Annotated in this window: 17 protein-coding genes and 1 tRNA gene; 9 read left to right on the top strand and 9 right to left on the bottom strand. The window is 59.3% G+C overall.

All coding sequences use genetic code 11. The annotated features are described in order from the left end of the window. Positions 1 to 51: 51 nt before the first annotated feature. The 3 genes from lysS to ACUXHH_RS00755 all read left to right on the top strand — a co-directional run bounded on the left by lysS (position 52) and on the right by ACUXHH_RS00755 (position 6,262). Positions 52 to 1,635: a lysine--tRNA ligase gene (gene lysS / locus ACUXHH_RS00745; protein WP_371567960.1), complete on the top strand. Its 1,584-nt coding sequence runs from the start codon at positions 52 to 54 to the stop codon at positions 1,633 to 1,635. Positions 1,636 to 2,326: 691 nt separating this feature from the next. Beyond that, complete coding sequence (locus ACUXHH_RS00750) at positions 2,327 to 2,680, top strand: histone-like nucleoid-structuring protein Lsr2 (protein ID WP_458390609.1); 354 nt, start codon at positions 2,327 to 2,329, stop codon at positions 2,678 to 2,680. A gap of 1,020 nt (positions 2,681 to 3,700) precedes the next feature. After that, positions 3,701 to 6,262: an ATP-dependent Clp protease ATP-binding subunit gene (locus ACUXHH_RS00755; RefSeq protein ID WP_279754512.1), complete on the top strand. Its 2,562-nt coding sequence runs from the start codon at positions 3,701 to 3,703 to the stop codon at positions 6,260 to 6,262. 117 nt (positions 6,263 to 6,379) lie between these two features. Here the strand turns inward: ACUXHH_RS00755 and ACUXHH_RS00760 are convergent, their stop codons facing one another. Continuing rightward, positions 6,380 to 7,435 (bottom strand): A/G-specific adenine glycosylase, encoded by a 1,056-nt coding sequence (locus ACUXHH_RS00760; protein WP_458390610.1) that lies wholly within the window; start codon positions 7,433 to 7,435, stop codon positions 6,380 to 6,382. A gap of 93 nt (positions 7,436 to 7,528) precedes the next feature. Between ACUXHH_RS00760 and ACUXHH_RS00765 the strand changes: the two genes are divergently transcribed. Then, positions 7,529 to 8,314 carry a hypothetical protein gene (locus ACUXHH_RS00765; protein WP_458390611.1) on the top strand — a complete coding sequence of 262 codons (786 nt, stop codon included), beginning with the start codon at positions 7,529 to 7,531 and terminating at the stop codon, positions 8,312 to 8,314. Positions 8,315 to 8,405: 91 nt separating this feature from the next. On the opposite strand, the gene ACUXHH_RS00770 is transcribed toward ACUXHH_RS00765, so the two are convergent. Together ACUXHH_RS00770 and disA are read right to left on the bottom strand one after the other, a co-directional pair. Continuing rightward, positions 8,406 to 8,630: a phosphoglycerol transferase gene (locus ACUXHH_RS00770; protein WP_279741057.1), complete on the bottom strand. Its 225-nt coding sequence runs from the start codon at positions 8,628 to 8,630 to the stop codon at positions 8,406 to 8,408. Between the two features lie 94 nt (positions 8,631 to 8,724). Next, positions 8,725 to 9,801: a DNA integrity scanning diadenylate cyclase DisA gene (disA, locus tag ACUXHH_RS00775; RefSeq protein WP_279741055.1), complete on the bottom strand. Its 1,077-nt coding sequence runs from the start codon at positions 9,799 to 9,801 to the stop codon at positions 8,725 to 8,727. 208 nt (positions 9,802 to 10,009) lie between these two features. On the opposite strand from disA, the gene radA reads away from it, so the two are divergent. Continuing rightward, positions 10,010 to 11,440, top strand: a complete 1,431-nt coding sequence (gene radA / locus ACUXHH_RS00780) for a DNA repair protein RadA (protein ID WP_279741053.1) — start codon at positions 10,010 to 10,012, stop codon at positions 11,438 to 11,440. A gap of 76 nt (positions 11,441 to 11,516) precedes the next feature. Here radA and ACUXHH_RS00785 read toward each other — a convergent pair whose 3' ends face one another. The 6 genes from ACUXHH_RS00785 to ACUXHH_RS00810 all read right to left on the bottom strand — a co-directional run bounded on the left by ACUXHH_RS00785 (position 11,517) and on the right by ACUXHH_RS00810 (position 18,768). Beyond that, a complete protein-coding gene (locus ACUXHH_RS00785; protein WP_348539263.1) occupies positions 11,517 to 12,842 on the bottom strand; it encodes an FUSC family protein in 1,326 nt (441 codons plus the stop codon). A 143-nt stretch (positions 12,843 to 12,985) separates the two neighbouring features. Next, positions 12,986 to 14,719 (bottom strand): polysaccharide pyruvyl transferase family protein, encoded by a 1,734-nt coding sequence (locus ACUXHH_RS00790; RefSeq protein ID WP_458390612.1) that lies wholly within the window; start codon positions 14,717 to 14,719, stop codon positions 12,986 to 12,988. A 2-nt stretch (positions 14,720 to 14,721) separates the two neighbouring features. After that, complete coding sequence (locus tag ACUXHH_RS00795) at positions 14,722 to 15,804, bottom strand: glycosyltransferase family 2 protein (RefSeq protein WP_458390613.1); 1,083 nt, start codon at positions 15,802 to 15,804, stop codon at positions 14,722 to 14,724. 142 nt (positions 15,805 to 15,946) lie between these two features. Continuing rightward, a complete protein-coding gene (locus ACUXHH_RS00800; RefSeq protein ID WP_279741046.1) occupies positions 15,947 to 16,981 on the bottom strand; it encodes an inorganic phosphate transporter in 1,035 nt (344 codons plus the stop codon). Then, entirely contained in the window at positions 16,981 to 17,598 is a 618-nt protein-coding gene (locus ACUXHH_RS00805; RefSeq protein WP_012902791.1) for a hypothetical protein, read from the bottom strand. The genes ACUXHH_RS00800 and ACUXHH_RS00805 overlap by 1 nt, the downstream gene beginning before the upstream one ends. A 396-nt stretch (positions 17,599 to 17,994) precedes the next feature. Then, positions 17,995 to 18,768, bottom strand: coding sequence for a histone acetyltransferase (locus ACUXHH_RS00810; RefSeq protein WP_279741043.1), 774 nt, complete (start codon positions 18,766 to 18,768; stop codon positions 17,995 to 17,997). 87 nt (positions 18,769 to 18,855) lie between these two features. Between ACUXHH_RS00810 and ACUXHH_RS00815 the strand changes: the two genes are divergently transcribed. From ACUXHH_RS00815 to ACUXHH_RS00830, 4 genes are all read left to right on the top strand, one after another. Then, positions 18,856 to 18,928 (top strand) — tRNA-Lys (locus ACUXHH_RS00815). 170 nt (positions 18,929 to 19,098) lie between these two features. Next, complete coding sequence (locus ACUXHH_RS00820) at positions 19,099 to 19,608, top strand: asparaginase domain-containing protein (protein WP_279741042.1); 510 nt, start codon at positions 19,099 to 19,101, stop codon at positions 19,606 to 19,608. Beyond that, complete coding sequence (locus tag ACUXHH_RS00825) at positions 19,609 to 20,220, top strand: amino acid transporter (RefSeq protein WP_279741040.1); 612 nt, start codon at positions 19,609 to 19,611, stop codon at positions 20,218 to 20,220. Between the two features lie 209 nt (positions 20,221 to 20,429). Continuing rightward, complete coding sequence (locus ACUXHH_RS00830) at positions 20,430 to 21,233, top strand: organic solvent tolerance protein OstA (RefSeq protein WP_279741039.1); 804 nt, start codon at positions 20,430 to 20,432, stop codon at positions 21,231 to 21,233. The last annotated feature ends 61 nt before the right edge of the window (positions 21,234 to 21,294 follow it).

A 21,294-nucleotide genomic window follows, 5' to 3' on the forward strand; every position in this document is an offset into this window, starting at 1 on the left:
CGTTCGCTCGTTTAGAAGAGTCCCCAACACACTACACAGATAGGTATCACTGTGAGCACTGAGCACACTGCCGCACCGGCGATTGCTGATATGTCCGAGCAGATGCAGATTCGCCTGGAGAAGCGTGCGAAGCTGATCGAATCGGGTCGCGAGGCATACCCGGTGGGTCTGCTGGATTCTGAGGGTAATCGCGTGGAGCCCAACCACATTGAGGATCTGCGCGCCGAGTACGATCCGAAGCTGGCTGCTGAGGAGCTGAAGGCTGGGGAAGAGACTGACCGTGTGGTGCATGTTGGCGGCCGCGTGGTGTTCGTCCGTAACACCGGTAAGCTGTGCTTTGTGACCCTGCAGGGTGGTACCGAAGGCAAGCGCATCCAGGCGATGCTGTCGCTGGCTGAGGTTGGCGAGGAATCCCTGTCTGAGTGGAAGTCCCTGGTTGACCTGGGTGACCACGTGTTCGTGACCGGCCGCGTGATTGTTTCTCGCCGCGGTGAGCTGTCCATTATGGTGACCGACTGGAAGATGGCGTCGAAGGCGCTGCGCCCCATGCCGGTTCTGCACAAGGACCTGAATGAGGAAACCCGCGTTCGCCAGCGTTACCTGGATCTGATGGTTCGCGAGGAGGCTCGCGAGTTGGTGAAGAAGCGCGCCCTGATTACCCGTACCGTCCGCCGCGTGCTGGAAGATCACGGCTACATTGAGGTTGAGACCCCCGTTCTACAGCTGGTGCACGGTGGCGCGACGGCTCGCCCGTTCCGCACTCACCTGAACGCTTTTGACCAGCCGATGACGATGCGTATTGCAACCGAATTGCCGCTTAAGCGTGCAGTGGTTGGTGGTATTGACCGTGTGTACGAGATTGGCCGCGTGTTCCGTAACGAGGGCGTGGACTCGACCCACAGCCCCGAGTTCACCACCCTGGAGTGCTACGAGACGTACGCTGACCAGTTTGTGATGGCTGAGCGGATGAAGGAGATTATCCAGAGCTGCGCGAAGGCTGTCGGCACTGAGCGTATTGAGACCGAGAACGGCACCATTGACCTGTTCGGTGAGTGGAAGTGGGTTGGTGTGTACCCGGGCCTGTCCGAGGCTGTGGGAGTTGAGATTACCCCGGAGACTGACGCATCCGTTTTGCGTGAGATTGCTGAGAAGCATGAGGTGGACATTGACCCGAAGTGGGACGCTGAGAAGCTGGTGACCGAGCTTTTCGGTGAGATTGTTGAGCCGGCCCTGGTGAACCCGACCTTCGTGTACGATTACCCGCCAAGTGCTCAGCCGCTGGCTCGTCCGCACCGTTCCGGTGAGCCTCTGATCGAGGCATGGGACCTGATTATTGGCGGTATGGAGCGCGGTACCGCGTTCTCCGAGCTGATTGACCCGGTCATTCAGCGTGAGCGCCTGACCGCTCAGTCGCTGCTGGCTGCTGCCGGTGATGATGAGGCGATGGAACTGGATGAGGACTTCCTGCGCGCCCTCGAGCACGGTGCACCCCCGATGGGTGGCCTGGGCTTGGGCATCGACCGTCTGATTATGCTGCTGGCGGGCGACCAGGATCCGGAGCATCCGGGTACTGTGGTGCGTCAGCCCGGTATTCGTGAGACTATTCTCTTCCCCCTGATGAAGCCGGAGGCCTAAGCTTCCCCTTCACCTGTGAGGGTGTCAAAGCGGCGGGTGCCGCGGATACGGTTGTATCTGTGCCACCCGCCGTTTTCTGTGTGTTCTTTTGCGCGGCGTATAGCTTCTGGGGTTGGGTTTGTTGTTTATTTACACAGGTCAGGGGAGTTTTAGGGTGATTTTTTGCTTATTCTGGTGCTGATTTATGCTGTTCCATTCACTCTGGTGGGGTTTTCTGCTTATATACATGAATGTGTTACATAGAAAATAATGAAGGGATGGGAGGCGGCAGAATTTTGCTTTTGAATAGAGTTGAAATGTATGGTGCGAATGATCTAATGTGCAGGCTCGTACGGGCGCTATATTGCACTCAGATTGTCGGGGGATGAGGGGGTGCATTATTAGGTGTCTTTGTCTCTGAGGGCTGTGTCTGCTGTCTGGAAGATTCCAAAGTATTTGCACTCTGAACTTCACTTTAATGTTCTTGTAGTGAGTGCAGATTTAACGGGGGGAAGCAGAAGCGATATATCGCTGCGGGTGATTGGTCCATTGTTTCAATGCTCAGAATATTTTCGGAATCTTTAATATATTTCTGTTACTATATGAAAGAAAATTAGTACATAAATATATCCGGCGCCCTATTTTCTCAATCCCGATAGAGGTTTTTGGGTTTACCCCATAGGATATATGTAACAGATGAGGAGGCGCCTCAATGGCACAGAAGGTTCGCATCATCCTGGAAGACGATCTCGATGGCGGTCCCGCAGACGAAACTATCCGTTTTGGCCTGGACGGCGCTCACTACGAAATTGATCTGTCCTCTGCAAACGCAGCTCGCCTGCGTGACGCTATCCGCCCCTTCGTAGCGAAGTCCCGCCGCGTGCAGGGTGCCGCTACTCAGCGCACCCGTGCTCCCCGTGGCACCGCTGCTCCGGTTAAGCGCAACCCTGAGACCGCAGCAATCCGCGAGTGGGCTAAGGCTAATGGCCACAAGGTTTCTGACCGTGGCCGCATCCACCAGGATGTTCAGGACGCATACTACGAAGCAATGAAGGCTCAGGGCTAAAGGCTCTCAGTATTCACGCTGTCGGAGGGTTTGGTGCTTTAGGGCTCTAATTCTCCGGACGCTAAAGGCGGCTGGTTTTCTGACCATCCGCCTTTAGTTGTACCCCGGTATTTCTTGATATGTGTTGCATATCTGCGGAGGGTGGGGTGTTTTTATATCACCCACCCTAATTTACTACTTACATGTAAAACATATTGATCCTTTGCCCATGCTCGCTTCTGAATTATCAGGAGGAAGACTAGGGAATCGGATACCCAATCTGGTGTCGAGTTCAGGCTCCCCATTTAGATTTCATGTATCGGCAGGAACACTAAAGGTAATGGTGCATTCACCTCTTCTAAGCGGGGGTATGCTCTGTAGTATTCGTGCCGTCGTTGAGTCGAGTATTCCATTGAAGAGGATGGAATGTACTGACTGAAATTTTTCGAATAATTAGGGACTCTGCATCTTCGGTGGTACTTTCGGAAATTACGGATTATTTCTTGGTGTGGTGCCGAAATCATGCGGGAATTGTCTGGGAAATAAGTACCGTGTTGTCCGGCAAATATTTTTTGCAAATTATTGAAACTTCTCACTTAAGCGTATAAATTTTTAAAAATTTCTGCAATATATTCATGCACCTGCAGGAAACAATCAGTTTGGGGAGTTGGTCTATATGGGTTATTGTGCGTTCACCTCTTCAGTAAACCCTCGTATCGGCACCATGGTCTCTCAGAACCCACCCGTAGCACCTGCCCGCAGTACATCCGATGGCAATATGCACACACTCTGCACAGGCAGCCCCGGCAAAAACAGTCAGCACCGACCGGCAGCGCCCATCCACCTGCAGGGTAGGCCCACCTGCGTGAGCTAGCCCCCTCAAAACCACTCCCGTACCCCGCCAGAAGCCCCGAAACCGTGCCTAAAACGCTTCGAACAGCTCATCTGTTCTCTTGATGGCGAACAGACGCCCATCAGCCCGCCCTTTCAGCCGCGCTCAACGTACTCTTGTATCAATAGGAAAATGCAAGGAGTGCGTAAATGTTTGAACGCTTTACCGATCGAGCTCGGCGCGTTGTGGTGCTTGCCCAGGAAGAGGCACGCATGCTCAACCACAACTACATCGGTACCGAACACCTTCTGCTCGGTCTGATTCACGAGGGCGAAGGCATCGGTGCCCGCGCCCTGGAATCATTGGGCGTTACCCTGAACGCAGTACGTGAACAGGTTCAGGACATCGTCGGCCCCGGCCCCCAGGCACCTAACGGCCACATCCCCTTTACCCCTCGCGCGAAGAAGGTTCTCGAACTGTCCATGCGCGAGGCTATTCAGCTGAACCATGGCTACATCGGCACCGAACACATCCTGCTGGGCATGGTTCGTGCCAACGAGGGCGTGGCAAACCAGGTGCTGGTCAAGCTGGGCGCTGAACCCGCAGCCGTGCGCCAGGCTGTGATGGACCTGATTTCCGGCTACCCCGGCAACAACTCCGGTGATAAGGAAACCGCCGGCGTGGGTGCAGGTAACTCTCGCGAAGGCACTCCCGCGGGTTCGACCATCCTGGATCAGTTCGGCCGCAACCTCACCGCGGCAGCACGTGAGGGCGAGCTGGACCCGGTCATCGGCCGCCACAAGGAGATGGAACGTGTCATGCAGGTCCTCTCCCGCCGTACCAAGAACAACCCTGTGTTGATTGGTGAGCCCGGCGTCGGTAAGACCGCCGTCGTGGAGGGCCTGGCACAGGCTATCGTGCACGGTGACGTCCCCGAGACCCTCAAGGACAAGCACCTGTACACCCTGGACCTCGGCTCCCTGGTTGCAGGTTCGCGCTACCGCGGTGACTTCGAAGAGCGCCTGAAGAAGGTCCTGAAGGAAATTCGCTCCCGCGGTGACATCATCCTGTTCATCGATGAGATCCACACCCTCGTCGGTGCAGGTGCCGCAGAGGGCGCGATTGACGCTGCCTCCATCCTCAAGCCCATGCTGGCTCGAGGCGAACTGCAGACCATCGGTGCAACCACCCTGGACGAGTACCGTAAACACATTGAGAAGGACGCGGCCCTGGAGCGCCGCTTCCAGCCGATTCAGGTTGAGGAGCCCTCTCAGGAGCTCGCCGTGCAGATTCTCAAGGGTGTGCGTGATAAGTACGAGGCACACCACCGCGTCACCATTACCGACGAGGCAATCGAGACTGCCGTGAATCTTGCGGCACGCTACATCTCTGACCGCTTCCTGCCGGATAAGGCTGTCGATCTGATTGACGAGGCGGGCGCACGTCTGCGCATCAAGCGCATGACCGCACCTCCGGAGATCAAGCTGCTCGACGAGAAGGCTGCCAAGTTGCGCCAGCAGAAGGAAGACGCCATCAACTCCCAGGATTACGAGAAGGCTGCAGGCCTGCGTGATCAGGAGCAGAAGGTCCTGGCTGAGAAGGAAGAAGCCGAGAAGGCATGGCACGAAGGTGGCGACGCATTCGGCACCGTGACCCCCGAGGTTATTTCTGAGGTTCTGGCAGCTTCCACCGGTGTTCCCGTCTACAAGATCACCGAGGAAGAGTCCAGCCGCCTGTTGACCATGGAGCAGGAGCTCCACAAGCGCGTCATCGGCCAGGAGCACGCTATCGCGGCGCTGTCCCGCGCTATCCGCCGTACCCGCGCAGGTCTGAAGGACCCGCGCCGCCCTGGTGGTTCGTTCATTTTCGCCGGCCCGACCGGTGTGGGTAAGACCGAGCTTGCTAAGGCACTTGCTGAGTTCCTGTTCGGCGATGAGGATTCGCTCATCACCCTGGATATGTCCGAGTACCAGGAGAAGCACACCGTCTCCCGTCTGTTCGGTGCGCCTCCCGGCTACGTCGGCTACGATGAGGGCGGCCAGCTGACCGAGAAGGTCCGCCGTAAGCCCTTCTCCGTGGTCCTGTTCGACGAAGTGGAGAAGGCTCACGCCGACCTGTTCAACTCGTTGCTGCAGATTCTGGAAGACGGTCGCCTGACCGACTCGCAGGGTCGCGTGGTGGACTTCAAGAACACCGTCATCATCATGACCACCAATCTGGGATCGCGTGACGTGAACCGCCGCATCCCGGTCGGTTTCCAGGCGATGGACGACGCAACCGCCGACTACGAGCGTATGCAGTCGCGTGTGATGGAGAACCTCAAGGAACACTTCCGCCCCGAGTTCCTCAACCGTGTGGACGACATCATTGTCTTCCCGCAGCTCTCCGAGTCTGAGATTCTGCAGATTGTGGACCTGTTCGTGGGTCGCCTGGCTAAGCGTCTGGCGGAGCAGGATATGTCTATTGAGCTGACCAATGCTGCGAAGGTTCTCATGGCCACTAAGGGTTACGACCCGTCCATGGGTGCTCGCCCGTTGCGCCGCGAGATGCAGCGCAACATTGAGGATGCACTCTCCGAGAAGATCCTCTTCGGTGAGATCAAGCCCGGTGAGAAAATCACCGTGGATGCTGAGGGCGAGGGCGACTCCGCGAAGTTCGTTTTCTCTTCTCAGCCGATGAAGGAGCTGGCTCTGGATTCGGTGCAGGAGCTGAACGAAGCGGACGCTCCTGCAGCTGAAGCACCTGCAACTGATATTCAGGACGAGGACTAGGCTCTGTGTAGCTAAGTTCTAGCGTACTAAACGACTGTGGGGCGGTACCGGAATTATCCGGTACCGCCCCACAGTCGTTTTCTGTCTTCTCAAGGAGAAGCTCCACTCAGGTGATTCCTAGAGCGAGATGAGCACTGTATCGCCCTGGGCGACCTCGCGTGCCAGAGAGTCCGCTAGCAGCCCCGCGTAGCAGCGCTGCAGCTGTTCGGCGGCGGGGGAGAGCGCATACAGCGCCTTGAGTGGGTGGTGCACCGCGGCGGGTGCATCCGAGGGGAACGCCAAGTCAGGCGAAGAAGCTGCAGCGGGTGAAGAGGCCGTGCTGCCAGCCGAGGCTACACCCGCACCCAGGATGAGCTCGCGATTCACCGGCTCATGCGCCGCACGCAACACCGCCATAATCGCCCCGCGCACCTGACGGTCCGTGCCGTGCCAGCTCTGGCCCTTGGGGGTGTAGTCCGCCTCCGGTTTGCCCGCCGCAACCCAGGCGCACAGATCCTCCACGGGGCAGAGCTCGCAGGTTGGGGACTTCGCCGTACAGACCAGCGCACCAAGCTCCATGGTTGCCGCATTCCACAGGCAGGAGGTGGGGGTGTCGGCGGGCATGAGTGCCTCCGCTAGGCGAGTCTCAGCCGCCGTCAACGAACGGGAGGGCAGCGCCTTGCCGGACACGGCGCGCGCATGCACGCGACGGATATTCGTATCAATGACCGTGGCGCGCAGACCAAACGCGAACACGCTAATCGCCGCCGCCGTGTAAGAACCTACGCCCGGCAGAGCCAGTAGCGCCTCATAGTCGGCGGGAACTTCACCGCTGTGCTGCTCCACAATCGCGACAGCGGTACCGTGCAGACGCTGCGCACGGCGCGGGTAACCCAGGCGGCCCCAGGCGCGCACCGCCTCCGATGCGGGCTCGGCGGCAAGGTCGGCGGGGGTGGGCCAGCGGCGCATCCACTCCTCCCACACGGGTAGCACGCGCTTGACGGGGGTCTGCTGCAGCATGAATTCGCTGACCATCACTCCCCAGGGGGTGCACTCGTCACGACGCCACGGCAAATCGCGTGCCTGGTTGAGGAACCACTGGTTGATTCGGTGGTGGAGTGCTTCGGTATTCGTGCCTTCGGGCAGGGTAGGTTCTGTGTGTGTGCGTGTGGTACGTTTGGGCTCTGAGGTCATCCGAAAAGCCTACGCCACAGGGCATATATTCCCAAAACTGCATGAATAGAGTTCACTGTGAATCTCGGGGGTAAACCCGGTATCCTTAAGGATATGTCTGAAAATGGTCCCGTTCTCCCTCCCGAAATCTACCGCCGCCGTCGCATCGTGGCGGTTATTGTTCTGCTCGCTATTATTCTGCTGCTGGTTGCCGGCGTGACCTCCATGGTCGGCATGATTATCGGCAAGAAGGACGCCACTGTAGCCTCCACCGCGACGGCTTCCGGCGCGCCCTTCCAGAGCTTCAGCGCTCGCCCCTCCGAAACTGCTTCGGCTACCCCGTCCGCTAGCGCGACTGCCTCTGCAACCGCGTCTGCGTCGGCTACTGCTTCGGCAACCCCCTCGGTGACCGTTTCTGCGGCACCCAATGCAAGCCTGACCACCGCTGCGGCAACCACCCCCGCGGCGACCCCGACTACCCCCGCACCCTCGGTGACCACTGCGGCTGTTGTTGCGGCGTGCACCGCGAACGACCTGAAGGTGACCGTCACCCCCGCGAAGCGTACCTTCGCGGCCGGCGAGCAGGTGTCCTTCCACGTGACCTACACGAACTCCTCGAAGACCCCCTGCGCTGTCGGTGGCGAGGGTGCGAACACCGGTGTGGACCTGAACATCACCTCCGGTGCGGCTCGGGTGTACACCCGTAGCCTGTGCGCGGCGACCACCCTGCCTAAGGCGGACGTGGCTGCAGGCTCTGAGGGTGCGACCGACCTGGCGTGGGACCGTAAGATCAACGTTCTGGGCTGCTCCTCCGCTTCGAATGCTCAGAAGGGTTCTTACTGGGCGACTGCTACGGTGAATGGTGTGACTTCGACTCAAGTGAACTTCGTGATTCAGTAGTTCACGTCTATAGTTTTCACCCCTGTGTGAGTGTACAAAGCCCCTTCGCTGGATATTTTCCGGCGTGGGGGCTTTAGCTTTTATATGGTTATTACTTGGAGGTGCGAGGTTTGGCGAAGCGGCGCTCGCCCAGGTACCCGAGCAGACTACCGAAAGCGGTCCACTGCAGTGCCGCCAAGAGCAGGGTGGACAGGTCGGTCACCTCAAAGGAGTTGGGGATGACCTTGAACCATAGCAGTGGCAGGTAAATCAGGAACAGGATGGGGGATGCCCACACAAAGAACGGGACGGGACGCTTGGTGCGTGAGTACGACATTGTGACCTCCTTGGGGTGCCAAGGTGCGGAGGGAACTCCGCTGTCACTGCATCATATCGTAAAACTATTTTTGAGGGATGGATAATCTGTTCCCTTAGAGATACTTCTCCAGGCTGCTCTCCGCCATGCGGGACAGCTGCTCGCGCACCGTGCGGGCACGAGCCTCACCCACACCATCCACGGCACGCAGATCCTCAAGGGACGCCGCCATCAGAGCCTGCAGGCTACCGAAGCGCTCCACCAGACGCTCAGAAATAGCGTTCGGGATGCTCGGAATGCCGGCGAGCAGGCGGAAACCGCGAGGCTGCAAAGGGAGCTCAAGGTCGGGGTTCTCGCCAAAGCCGACAGTGCGGGCAATCGTGCGCAGATCCACGATGTCCATATCGTTCAGGTTCTGAAGCGCCTCAACGCCAGCAGTCATCAGCTCGTCGTTCACCTCGGGCAGATAGTCGCGCAGAATTAGGTCGCTAGCGGTCATCTCGGGGGCGCGTAGCTCCTCCAACTGCAGGGCAATCAGGCGGCCGTGCACGCCGAGCTCCAGCACGTAGTGGCTGACCTCGCGGATAATGCGGTTCACCATCTCCATGCGCTGCAGGGTCATCGCCACATCGCCCAGGGAAACGTTCGATTCAATCTCCAGGGCAGACAGGCTGGAGAGCACAGAACGCAGGCGCTTCTTATAGCTTTCAAGGGTCTGAATCGCCTGGTTTGCGCGAGCCATCATGTACTGGCTGTCTTCAACCATGTAGCGGGTGCCGTCAACGTACACCGAAATCACGGACATCGACGCGCTTACTGAAATCACCGGGAAACCGGTCTGAATCGCCGTGCGTTCGGCGGTGCGGTGGCGGGTGCCGGACTCGTTCGTGTCAATGGAGGCGTCCGGCATGAGCTGCACGCCGGCGTGCAACAGGCGGGTGGCGTCGCGGTCGCAGATAATAGCGCCATCCATCTTCGCCAGCTCGCGCAGACGGGTTGCCGAGAACTCGGTGTCGATATTGAAACCGCCCGACGACATGGAAGATACGGTGCGGTCGGATCCGAGGACGATGAGTGCGCCCGTACGGCCACGCATGATGCGTTCCAGACCCTCGCGGAGCTCGGTGCCGGGGGCGATTCGGGCGATAGTTTTAATCAATAGGTCACTATAATTCATCTGCACAAAAAACATTGTACCCGTAAGGGTGGTTATTGAGCCAGGTCAGCGGCGGAACGGCGGGCTAAAGTGCCTTAAAAACGAATGGATATTCTCAATATTTATGTGGGAGTGTACAGGTCTAAACTATCTGCATTTAAGAGTAAAAATGTATTCTGTGGTGCCCTATTTCGCCCTGACCAAATACTGCGCACCATATCGTCCCAGACCCTAAAATAGACCCATGACCGCGCGCACGAAAAACACCAAAAACGCACCCGCCTACCGCTGCACCGAATGCGGCTGGACCACCGCCAAATGGGTAGGCCGCTGCGGCCAATGCCAAACCTGGGGCACCGTCGAAGAGGCCGCCGGGGGCACCCGCGCGCGCACTCGCGCCGCATCCAGCGTGCAGAAACCCGCCCAGCCCATCGCAGAAGTCGACTCGCGCGTAGCCGCCTACATGAGCACCGGAAACCCCGAATTCGATCGTGTGCTCGGCGGCGGACTCGTACCCGGTGCGGTCATCCTCATGGCGGGCGAACCCGGCGTGGGTAAATCCACCCTGCTGCTGGACGTCGCCGCCACCTTCGCGCGCGGCACCACCCGGAATGCGGGGCAGAATAACCCGGCACACAACACCCAGCCGCCGCGCCCGGTCCTGTACATTACCGGCGAGGAATCCGCCGCGCAGGTCAAGCTCCGCGCCGACCGCATCCGCGCCATCGCGGACACCCTCTACCTGACCAGCGAAACCGACCTCGGCACCGCCCTGGCGCATATTGAGCAGGTCACCCCCTCCCTACTGGTCATCGACTCCGTGCAGACCCTCGCCTCCGCTGAAGTTGAGGGTAGCGCCGGTGGCGTGACCCAGGTGCGTGAGGTTGCCGCCTCCGTCATTGCTGCCGCAAAGGAACGCAATATGTGCACTCTGCTCGTGGGTCACGTGACCAAGGAAGGTACCATTGCGGGTCCGCGCCTACTCGAACACCTGGTGGACGTGGTCTGCCAGTTCGAGGGCGATAAGCACTCGAATATCCGTATGCTACGCGCTATCAAGAACCGCTTCGGACCCACCGACGAGGTCGGTTGCTTCGATATGGACGAAGACGGTATCGCGCCGGTGCTGGACCCCTCCGGCATGTTCGTCTCCAGCACTCCGCACCCCGTACCCGGTACCTGCGTGACCGTCACAATGGAGGGCCGCCGACCCCTGCTCGCGGAGGTGCAGGCCCTGCTGGATCAGGCGGTGGCACCCGCCCCTCGCCGTACCGTTTCGGGTCTGGATTCGGCGCGTATTCAAATGCTATTGGCGGTGCTACAGCGCCGCGCCGGGCTGAATGTGGGCAAGCTCGACTGCTACGTTTCTACCGTGGGTGGCGCAAAGATTACCGAACCCGCCGCTGACCTGGCCTGCGTGATGGCGTTGGCTTCAGCGGCGCAGAATAAGCCGCTCCCGCGTAAGCTCGCGGTCTTTGGCGAAGTCGGTCTGGCCGGTGAGGTGCGCGCCGTGCCGGGCATCCGCCAGCGTATTGCGGAAGTGGGCCGACTGGGCTTCACGCACGTGCTGGTGCCAGCCTCCCCGGCAGGCGTAGGGGATGTACCCGAAGGTGTCACCGTACGTGAGGTAACCACCCTGGGTGAGGCGTTGGCTCTGCTCTTCCCGCAGAAATAAAACACTCTAAAAATAGCAAGAAAGGGGGCTCCCGGCTGGCGTCATGCCCTCGGGAGCCCCTCTGTGGGAAATACCGCTAAGAGCGGCTCTCCTCCTCGTTCTCATGCAGCATAATGTTGATCGAACGGGTATTCAGATTATTCGTGTGGTGGGCGTTGACCGCGCTATCGGCTGTGTCGTTAACCACCATCAGGTCGTCCACGTCAGTATCAACAATTGGGATGGCCGAGGTGCGCGGCGCATGCTGTGTGACCGCCTCGCCCAGGGGTACCAGAACATCGACAGCGTCCTTGTGTGACATGCCAGTGGCCTCCATAAAGTCGACCACAATCAGACGAAGCATCAGCACTAGCGACTCACCCTCAAAGGTTTCTACACCCATCGCACGCGGCTCAAGGGTGCCTGCGAGCTTCACCATGCGTTTGCGGGCTTCCATCATGTAGTGTTCGCGTTCGCCTTCGGTCGGGGCAGACATGCCCAAGCCGAGACTCTGCGCCGCGAGCGATAGCTCAGCCAGTGCGTCACTGAGCGAAATCTGCGCGGCGGTGCGCAGTTGCACGTGGCGAATCGTGGACGCCATACGGCGGTTGAGGACGCGATCGTTACGAATTGCCAAATCCACCGCGGCTAGGGTCTTCGACAAGCGCGCCAGCTCGCCTTTGCTTTTACGGCTATTCCAGGACAGCTCGCTCATACCCTGCGCAGTAATTAGATCGCCACGGCAGCTATCGTAGAGCGGCTGCAGAGCGCGCGCGTCGAGTAGGCTCTGGTACGCCTTGTCGTAGTTGTAGTAGCGGATTGCCTCAGAGGAAAGAGCGAAAACCTTTGCGAAAGCATCCATCAGAGTCATAGCGCGGGCACGCGGGTTCTTACGCGGATCACGCGGCATCAGATACATGGCAAGGAACGCGAAGGCACCACCGACAATGCCGTCAAAACTGCGGGTGAACGCGTCATCAGGCACCGGTAGCAGTAATACAAAACACGCCTGGAAGCTGAGCTGAATCGTAAAAATAATGCCCTTATCAATAAATCGGGCAATAATCACGGATAAGAACAGCACGACCGCCGCCTGCCAGGTGCCGTGACCAAGCAGAATCAGCAGAAGGTCACCGATAAGAATACCGAGGGTTACGCCGAAGGAAACCTCAAGGATTCGGCGGGAATGCTTAGCGCCGCTCACATAGCCTAGGGACACGAGGGCAGAAACCGCCGCGAAAATAGGCTCTTGATGGCCCAGGACGCGTTCAGAGAAAAGCCAAGCACCCATAGACGCCGCAACAATCTGCACAGACTGAAAGAAGTCTGCTTGGACTCGATGAATACCCTCACGAATGAACTGACGGGTATTCTGTTCAGTAGTGCGTAGAATCTCTGCGAAGCGTGCCATGAGCACCATCATACCGGCGTGTGTGCGGTGCACAAGGGGCTAGGACAGTGGCGGGCTCAACTATGAGAGAGTCCGCGCACTGTACCCGCTCTGGAGCCGTATTTTTTCGAGGAAACCTAGCCCCGAACCGCTACTTGAGCCTCCCGTTACACAACCTAGCTGCGGAGGCGGCGAGCCACCCTCGCTAGCAGGCCCGGCTGGGCGGGGTGTGGCTGTGCGGGTGCTTCGGAAGATGACTCAGGCTCAACGGTGACGGGGTGTGTTTCTTCGGCGCCGTGTGCACCGTGAATACCCTGCGTGCTGTGCCCGCCACTGATTGCGCGGGCATGTTCGAGCTGTCGGCGGTGCTCAGCGTCCCAGGAGTGCGCTCGGTCAGACATCGCCCACTCAAACCCCGCGGTGAGGGAGGTTTCGGTGAAGAGATCGCGGGCGGCACGGACGGTTGCACCCAGCGGCTCGGGGAGCGCCGGGACCTGCTCCACGGTGGGGAAAGGCGCGGGGGCTTCTACTTCGCCGCGAGTTTCTGCCTTGTCGCGCACTTCTGCACTAGAGGCAAGAATCTGTGCGAGCAGGTAGGCACGATCAGCCTGCAGAACCTCCACAAGTTCAGCGCGGCGCGCATCCGACGCCACCGCCGCGTGCTGCATGGCAGCGGCAACCATCAGCTCGGGAACACCACCGGCCAACATGCCTAACGGCAGTGTGAAATCACCCAGCCCGTACAGGCTCAGGGCTCCGCCCACACGCATCTGCGTGAAGGCATCCGGCACGAGAGTGAGCACGGGAATACCCGCCGCGGCGGAGAACACCGCCGGGTGGTAGCGGCTGGTCAGCGTGAACGCCGCCCCTCGGTGCACGGTAACGCTCTGGTCTGCATGCAGAATCGGCAGTAGGGTCGCCGGGGTGGAGGGGCTGAGCTGCTCAGCGATGCGCTGGTGTGCCTGAATATCGCCGCTTTCGGGGTTCTGTGGGTCGCCAAAATGGCTCAGGAATACGGGGGCGTAGCCGTGCTCTCGCCACATGCTATCGAGCAGATGCGCAATCTGCTGCGCCTGCTGTTCGGTGCACTCGTTGACGGTGACGCACACGTAGAGCTCAGGTAGCTTATCCAGTATCTGACTTGAGGAAATGCCTTTCGCATAGTGCAGGGTACGCGCCGGGGAAGCCACCAGGTAGTCGGTAGCATCGTCCACGCTCAGGCGTGCGTCAATACCCCGCTCACGGCACCAGACGAGGGAAGAATGTTCGCGCATCGTCACCGAACGGGCGGTGCGCAGCATGCGCTCCAGGATGCGGGCATCCTCGGGGCTGAGCACTGGACCCAAGGATTGGCCGGTCACATGCACAGGTACGCCAGCATGCTCGGCGGCACGCACCGCAGCGGCGCGTTCATAGAGGAGCCACCCGTAGCGAGAATTGAGATTCCCTCCGCCGGAAATAACCACCGCGTCCATAGTTGCGATAGAATCCGCAAATTCCACCATCCGCTCAACGATCTGCTCCAACGGATGCAACACCTCGGGTAGTGCCTGCACCTGCGGCAACGCCACCAGATCGGTGATGGAGGGGCGCTCCCGATCGGCGTGCAGCTGTACCAGGACGCACTCGAGCGCCGCGATGGTCAGCTCGCGTTCAGCCGGCGCCCAGGGGAAGAGGAGAAACGGCAGGTACTCGTAGGGGGTACCTACATCCTGCGCAAAGGGTTCACCAATGTAGCGCGCCGAATGCCCCATATCGCGGGTCATGAGGGTGACCGCTGTGCCGCCTTCTGCGAGGGCCTGGGCACTCGCGATGGTCATAGCTTCATCACCGACGTGGTAGGTATGCTGGCCAATATCGCCAATGACGAGCACGCGCGGTGCTGTAGATGAATGATTATTCTCTGTCATGGTTATGCGTCCTTCGCGCTGGTAGAACCAGTCTGGGTGCTACCACCAGCGCGGTGGCCCTGGGAACGAGAAGACAGAGAATAAGAAGCCAGGGAACGCTTCGCCAAGGAACGCAACGCGCGGCCCGGAGCACGCAGGTGCTTGAGAACCTTCAGGCGCTCCTCAATAGAGTGCTGGCGGGTCTCAATAACCTGCTGACGAGCCTCGATACGTCCCAGGCGGTGCTCAATTGAACGCAGAATATCCAGGGATTCGCGGGTCAGATCGTGCCCGTCAATCACGCGGCGCTCCAGGTCAGCCGCTAAATGCGCCTGGTACAGGTACGCACCCGGTCGGGCACCTGCCTGCAGATCCTCGCGGATAGCGCGGGCGCGCACCAGTGAATCGAAGCGGGCGTGATCAGCCTGACGCTTCACGCTATTCGCCTCGGCACCCTCCGCGTCGGGGCGCAGCGACCAGTACGCCAGTGGCTCATCCACCAGCAGAATATCCGCAACAGAGGCGGCACGCATGTTGAACTCCCAGTCGCCGACCACCGGCAGGGACTCGTCGTAGAAACCAACTAGCTCGTGCAGACTACGGCGGTAGAGAATACCAATCGGCACGGTACGATTCGTGCGGAACAGGAACTGTAAACCTACGCTGGGCAGGCTGTCGTGGAAAATACGCTCTTCGTACACCTCGAACTCGCCGTCGGCATTCTCGCGTTCGTACCGCTCCACAATGCGGGTGGTGCACATGAGCGCGCCGCTTTCTTCGAGCGCCGCGACAGTGCGTTCCAGGAACTCGGGCGCCCACAGGTCGTCGTCATCGTGAATCGCCACGTACTTGGAGACGGTCGCCGTCAAACCGGCGTTGGATGCCGCCTCCATGTTGCCGCCGGCGGCGGTCAGCAGCTGTACGTGACCGGAATCCAGCGGGGATTCCTCAATGACGGCGCGGGCTGCCTGCTCGTCGCCTCCATCGTTAATCACGCAGACCGTGTAGTAGGTGAAGGTCTGCTGCGCAATGTTCTCCAATGTGCGGCTCAAGAAGCGGGGACGGTCCTTCGTGCGGACCAGAATAGCTACGGTAGGGGAAGACATAACCACAATCAGTCGAGGGTGAATGGGCCCATGCTAGCCCAGGAACTCAACCCATTATGAAGGTGTGCACTGTTCAGACTCAACCCGCCGCCCGTCCACGCTGCAACAGCATGCATGCAGAGGCATGCGCCGCCCCTAAAAATTAGCTGATGGACTGTAGTGCCACCATTGCCAGCACCCCAAGCACAAAGCATGCCGGAATGGTTACTAGCCACACCAGAAGAATCTGCAGAACAATCCTGGACTTCAACGCGTTAAAACGCTGGTTCACGCCCGCACCGAGCGCCGATGCAGTCGCCAGGTGCGAGGAGGAAAACGGCACCTGCAGCAGGAAGTAGCCGAGCACCTGCACCACCGCGGTCGTGCCCTGAGCGACCGCGCCACGGAACGGGTCCAGGCGCACCATCTTGTAGGCGAAGGTGTAGCCGATGCGGCGACCACCGGTCAGCGTACCCGCACCCAGGCTGAGGGCAATAATGAGGGTGCCCAGCAGCATCCCGCCCCCGGTGAGGGCTTGAATCAGCGCCGGATTAGTGATGCGTTCGCTCAGTAGCGCCCACAGCAGCAGGTACAGGTAGCCAGTCTGCAGGCCGTGCAGCAGCGAAATCGCGGAGGCAGACACCGCCAGTACCTCGCGGGCTCGCTGATTCACGAGGCGCGGGTTGTGGCCGACCACGAGCCGGTAGAACGGCACCACCATCAGCCAGGACAGCAGAAAAATGAGCGGCGGAAGGTAGAAGAGCGGTAGCAGAGTCGCCCCAAAGATATGCGGCAGGAATGCGAGGGAACCGAACCCTTCGGCGGCGCTGTCGATCTTCGTCTGGGTCCACCAGCTCACACCGGCGAGGGCACCGATCAGCGCGTGGGTCGAGGAGGACGGAAAACGCAAAAACCAGGTGAGCACACCCCAAATAGCGCAGACCAGCAGCGCAGCAACGATGCCGTTCAGGCCTGTGATGCCCTCCGGGGCGCTTACCCACGAGGCGGAATACTCGCCGAGTAGCAGGAACGCACCGAGCACGCCGAGCACGTTGAAGAGCGCGGCAAGGTACGTGGCGGAGTGCTCGCCAAGGGCGCGGGTACGCACCGGAACAGCGACGGAGTTGGAGGCATCGTGCACACCGGTAACGTAGACCGCGGCAATGAAAGCGCAGCAGGCTAGAAGACCCAGGAGCATTAGGATTCCTGAACGATAATGCGGCCGATCTCGGCGGACACATCGCGCATAGAGTTGGAGGCGGCGGTCAGCTGCGCCAGGAAGGTGGCGTAGCGGCGGTACCGTTCGGGGGTGTAGCGTTCGGCAATGTACGCATCGTATTCTTCGGCGGTTCGTAGCGCCTGGCGGGAGATGCGCAGCATGTCCATCCAGTAGTTATCGAGGCCGCGAATATCGGCAAGTTTGGGGATGACGGCGGCTGTCAGCACCGCCTGACGCTGAATGATGTCCAGGATTGAGGTGATGTGCGTGGCGAAGCCGTCAATGCTGTGCAGAGACAGCACGTGCGCGGCGCTGGTGAGCTTCTCAACGGCGTTAGTGAGCTTGCGTGCCAGCGTATACAGGTCTTCACGCGGAATCGGCGGGGAGAAGGAGCTACGCACCTCGGTGAGGGTGCGGAATAGCAGGTTCGTGGAGTCTGCCTCGTGGGTGAGCATGCGTTCGAAGAGTTCGGGGTACTCCGCGACGGGGGAGCCGACCATTTCAGAGAGCAATGCCGCAGCCTCACCGACCTGCGCTGAAATTTCAGCGAGGGAGGCGAGGGATTCGTTGGCGTGGGGGAAAAGTCGGTGCAGCATAGTTCCCAGTCTAACCAGTATTGGACGCTGCGGGTGCGCATAGCCCGTGCGTACATCACTAGAGCCCGACCTGCAAATGTTATAGCGCCGAGCTGTTTGCGGTTGCCCGTGAGGATTTTAAGCAAAAAACGGTGGGAATCGATTTCTCGACCCCCACCGGAACGTTGAGGGATGTCGGGTTGGGAGCGCCTCTCGGCGGAAGGCCGCTCGAAGCGGCTAAAGATTTGGAGCCCGGGGCTACCTATTAGCAACCCGACATCTTGTAATTATTATCCACCCGCACCCGGTACAGAGTCAATTAGAAACAGGCTTTTAACGCCTTTGCAACCCAATGTGGAACCTGTGCCAATTTACGGCACGAACCCGCATTTTTAGGCGCCCAAACGCTGAAGAAGACTAGAATATTTTGAGGTTGGTCTGCGATTTTTCCTGCGCAGAATCAGCCTCCGAAGCCCCGTCAGCCTGCTCACCAGCCTCAACGGCGCGCAGCTGGGCGGCGACCGCCTCCAAATCGTGCGCGATCTGCTCCATCTGATGAGCCTGATACGGCAGACGAGCACGACGCTCCACCGCCTCACGCTTCACCTCGTGGCTGCCCAGAACCGCACCATCCTGCCTGGCAGAGCGCGCATAATCGGTGCGAATACCCAACGCCACCACGTGCGCAAAAGCCGCGCAACGTTCCATCGCAATGTCCATATCGCCGGTGTACAGGCCCGCCAGAATCTCATCAATAGTGCGGACCACCTCGTCGGCACTCGGCGGGTCGGGAACACCCGCCACCACGTGTGAACGGTAATCCTCCGCCATGCCCAGCTCAAAAGCACGGCTCACCCCGCGCGGCGAACGATGCACCACATCCCGCAGCCAGTACATACGCCACAGCGCACCAGGCAGGGAGTGGGCGCTCGCGTGCGACCAGAGTTCGGCGAGCATCTCAATACCGTAGTCGTCGGTGAAGCTGACAAGCCGCTCGGTCATCTGTTCGTCGGTGCCGCGTCCACGCATCAGTAGGATGCGTGCGGAGGCGTGCGCCGCCTCTTCGCGTGCGGCGGGGTCCATGCCGCCTTCGTGGCGTTCAAATTTCTTGGCGGAGTAGAGGACAGGGCGGTGGTGGGTGCGGTGTCGGGTGTGCCCGGAGGCGCTGCTTGATGCTGCGGGTGTAGACATAGGATTTTCCAGCGTACCGTTTATTAGCTGGGAGTCGGTAGTGTATAGTATTTCTATCTGCACACTTTCAGTTTTGTGTGGATAGGAGCGCCTTTAGCTCAGTCGGTAGAGCTACGGACTTTTAATCCGCAGGTCGTGGGTTCGAGCCCCACAGGGCGCACTAGCCGATCCGTCGCCTCCCGCTTCGCGGGGGTCGGCGGGTTTTTGCGTCTTCACCCTCATGTTCGGGGTTTTACCCCGTGTTGATTCCGTGTGGATGGGGCGCGTCCTGCCGGATTGGCCTGGCAGTTGTTGATTTGTGTACGTTGACCCGAAAAGATGAGGAAACCCGTGAGCGTCACCATTAAGAACTCCGAAGAAATCACGATTCTTGCCACTGGCGGCACGATCGATAAGTTCTATTCGGTGGCGGGCACCATGGATATTGGAGAGCCTGCCGCTAAGGACCTGCTGGACCGCGTTATCACCGATGTGCGTTTTCACATTCGCCCGCTGATTGGTAAGGACAGCTTGGACATGACCGATGCGGATCGTGCCGAGCTGACCGAGGTGCTGAATGCTGTCACTAACGACCAGGTGCTCATCACTCACGGTACCGACACCATGCCGGAGACCGCACGTTACTTGGTGGAGCACGCCGACCTGGGCGATAAGGTTGTGGTGCTAACCGGTGCGATGCAGCCCGCCGTGATGGCTCGTTCGGATGCCAGCTTCAACCTGGGCGCCGCTATCGCTGCCCTAAACCTGCTGGAGCCTGGCGTGTACATCAGCATGAGCGGCCGTATTTTCCCTGCGGAGAGCGTGCGTAAGGACCGTTCCCGCGGCATTTTCGAGGGCTAAATGGCTGATTCCGCTCGTACGCAGCGGGGCAAACCAGTTTCTGCCGCTGAGCTTGCGCAGGTGGTGGGTTCCTCGGATCTTGTGCCGCAGGAATATATGACTCAGACACAGCTGATGCAGTTGCAGGCCTTGGAGGAGCTGGAACAGCAAGCTGACGAGTTCTGGAATGTCGCCAGTGATTACCCGTTGCCGGCTAAGAACCTGTACCTGGTGCGTGTGCTGCTACTGGTTGTACCCTCGCTGATTATTGTTTATTACTTCATCCGTGTCACGCTTTTCCCGATTGGTGCGGTACCGCTGGTCTACCTGGTGATGCACATGTGGCTTGCCATGATTTACCGGGTGAACCGTTCAGTGAAGCTGGTGCTGCTGGCGAATGTTGCTTCCGCGGTTGCTGCTGCGGTGATGACGGCGTTTTTCATCTATGTGTTGGTGGCTCTGCACGGTCCACAGACGTTGCTGGACCGTGTGGACGTGTTCTATGCGGTGAGCCTGCTGACGGTTATGGCGTCCTTTGCTGTGGAGGTTTTATTTTCGCTGTTATATAGCGTGGTGATTCGTAGGAGTCTGCGCCGGAGCAAGCTGGAGAAGCAAGCAGGCGCTGAACAATAAAAGTTATGGTCTTGAGGAGTGGCGTTCAATCACCCCAGCGGGTGGGGTGCTCCTTTCTGCATTCACGCCTCTGAGAGGGTGATGACGAGGTAGCGAAAGACAGCGGGCAATGCTTTCCGCGACGCTCAGCTACTACTCAGAAACCCCTCAAGAACGCGTGGTGATACGGTAAGACAGAAACACGACTTGCACCTGCCAGGAGACCACTCATGGGCGCTACACACCTGAACACAGATGCTGCTTCATCCGCAGAACACCCGGATGAAGATATCAGTGTACAGACTCGCTATCAGGCGCCTATCCGCCACGCGACTCCTGCCACGCCGGAGGGGTCCGTTCCGCTGAACGTGCCGCCGGTGGTGACCGGTTCGCATCCGGTTATTTCGGCGACTTCTACCGTCATTATTCAGGAAGGTGCGAACCAGCCGATTGTGGTGCGTACGCATCCGACAGGTCCTCTACCGCCGTTCCCGGGGCAGGGGCAGGTGCCCACTTTTCTACGCACCTACACCGCTAATGAGGTGAATGATCGCAAACAGAAGCTCAAGAAGAACCTGCTGGTCCGCGCCGTTATTTTGTGCATTTTGACCCTGGTTGAGGGTCTCATTATCTCCCAGTACACGCAGCCGTTGGCGATTTGCTTTGGCTTTGTTGCGGCGCTTTACCTGGTGGTTCAGATGTGGCCGCTGATGCACCCTCCGCGTGATTCAGCGGACGCCTCCGTGTATAGCGTTTGGGCTATATGCTCCCTGACTGGGTATGTTGCGGTGGGCTTGGTACTTTCACCGATTACGTTCCTGCTGCTGATGCTTGACTGGGCTGGGGTTTCGATGGGGTTGGATCCTTTGCTGGTTCTCGTCCTTTTGGGTATGGTCTGGTTGAGTGAGATCGGTTTATCCTTGCTGACTATTTACCGCTTCAGTAACTTGCGAATTGCGATGGCGAACCGGACAGATTCTCCGTCGTTATCTAAAAGCATTTCTGCGACGGTGGATCCGTCCACTTCTTCCTAATTTTTTTGAGGCGGTGAGCCCATCGAATACCGCGCCGCCACCCACATTCACACCACGTGCT

The sequence above is a fragment of the Rothia sp. 110740021-2 genome, from assembly GCF_054263775.1.

Bases quoted from the DNA above. Each gene is read 5' to 3' on its own strand.
- ACUXHH_RS00825 (WP_279741040.1), top strand. From the start codon at position 19,609: ATGGCTGATTCCGCTCGTACGCAGCGGGGCAAACCAGTTTCTGCCGCT.
- ACUXHH_RS00785 (WP_348539263.1), bottom strand. From the start codon at position 12,842: ATGATGGTGCTCATGGCACGCTTCGCAGAGATTCTACGCACTACTGAA.
- ACUXHH_RS00760 (WP_458390610.1), bottom strand. From the start codon at position 7,435: ATGACCTCAGAGCCCAAACGTACCACACGCACACACACAGAACCTACC.
- ACUXHH_RS00750 (WP_458390609.1), top strand. From the start codon at position 2,327: ATGGCACAGAAGGTTCGCATCATCCTGGAAGACGATCTCGATGGCGGT.
- ACUXHH_RS00770 (WP_279741057.1), bottom strand. From the start codon at position 8,630: ATGTCGTACTCACGCACCAAGCGTCCCGTCCCGTTCTTTGTGTGGGCA.
- ACUXHH_RS00810 (WP_279741043.1), bottom strand. From the start codon at position 18,768: ATGTCTACACCCGCAGCATCAAGCAGCGCCTCCGGGCACACCCGACAC.
- radA (WP_279741053.1), top strand. From the start codon at position 10,010: ATGACCGCGCGCACGAAAAACACCAAAAACGCACCCGCCTACCGCTGC.
- ACUXHH_RS00830 (WP_279741039.1), top strand. From the start codon at position 20,430: ATGGGCGCTACACACCTGAACACAGATGCTGCTTCATCCGCAGAACAC.
- ACUXHH_RS00765 (WP_458390611.1), top strand. From the start codon at position 7,529: ATGTCTGAAAATGGTCCCGTTCTCCCTCCCGAAATCTACCGCCGCCGT.
- ACUXHH_RS00800 (WP_279741046.1), bottom strand. From the start codon at position 16,981: ATGCTCCTGGGTCTTCTAGCCTGCTGCGCTTTCATTGCCGCGGTCTAC.
- ACUXHH_RS00805 (WP_012902791.1), bottom strand. From the start codon at position 17,598: ATGCTGCACCGACTTTTCCCCCACGCCAACGAATCCCTCGCCTCCCTC.
- ACUXHH_RS00790 (WP_458390612.1), bottom strand. From the start codon at position 14,719: ATGACAGAGAATAATCATTCATCTACAGCACCGCGCGTGCTCGTCATT.
- ACUXHH_RS00795 (WP_458390613.1), bottom strand. From the start codon at position 15,804: ATGTCTTCCCCTACCGTAGCTATTCTGGTCCGCACGAAGGACCGTCCC.
- disA (WP_279741055.1), bottom strand. From the start codon at position 9,801: ATGTTTTTTGTGCAGATGAATTATAGTGACCTATTGATTAAAACTATC.
- ACUXHH_RS00755 (WP_279754512.1), top strand. From the start codon at position 3,701: ATGTTTGAACGCTTTACCGATCGAGCTCGGCGCGTTGTGGTGCTTGCC.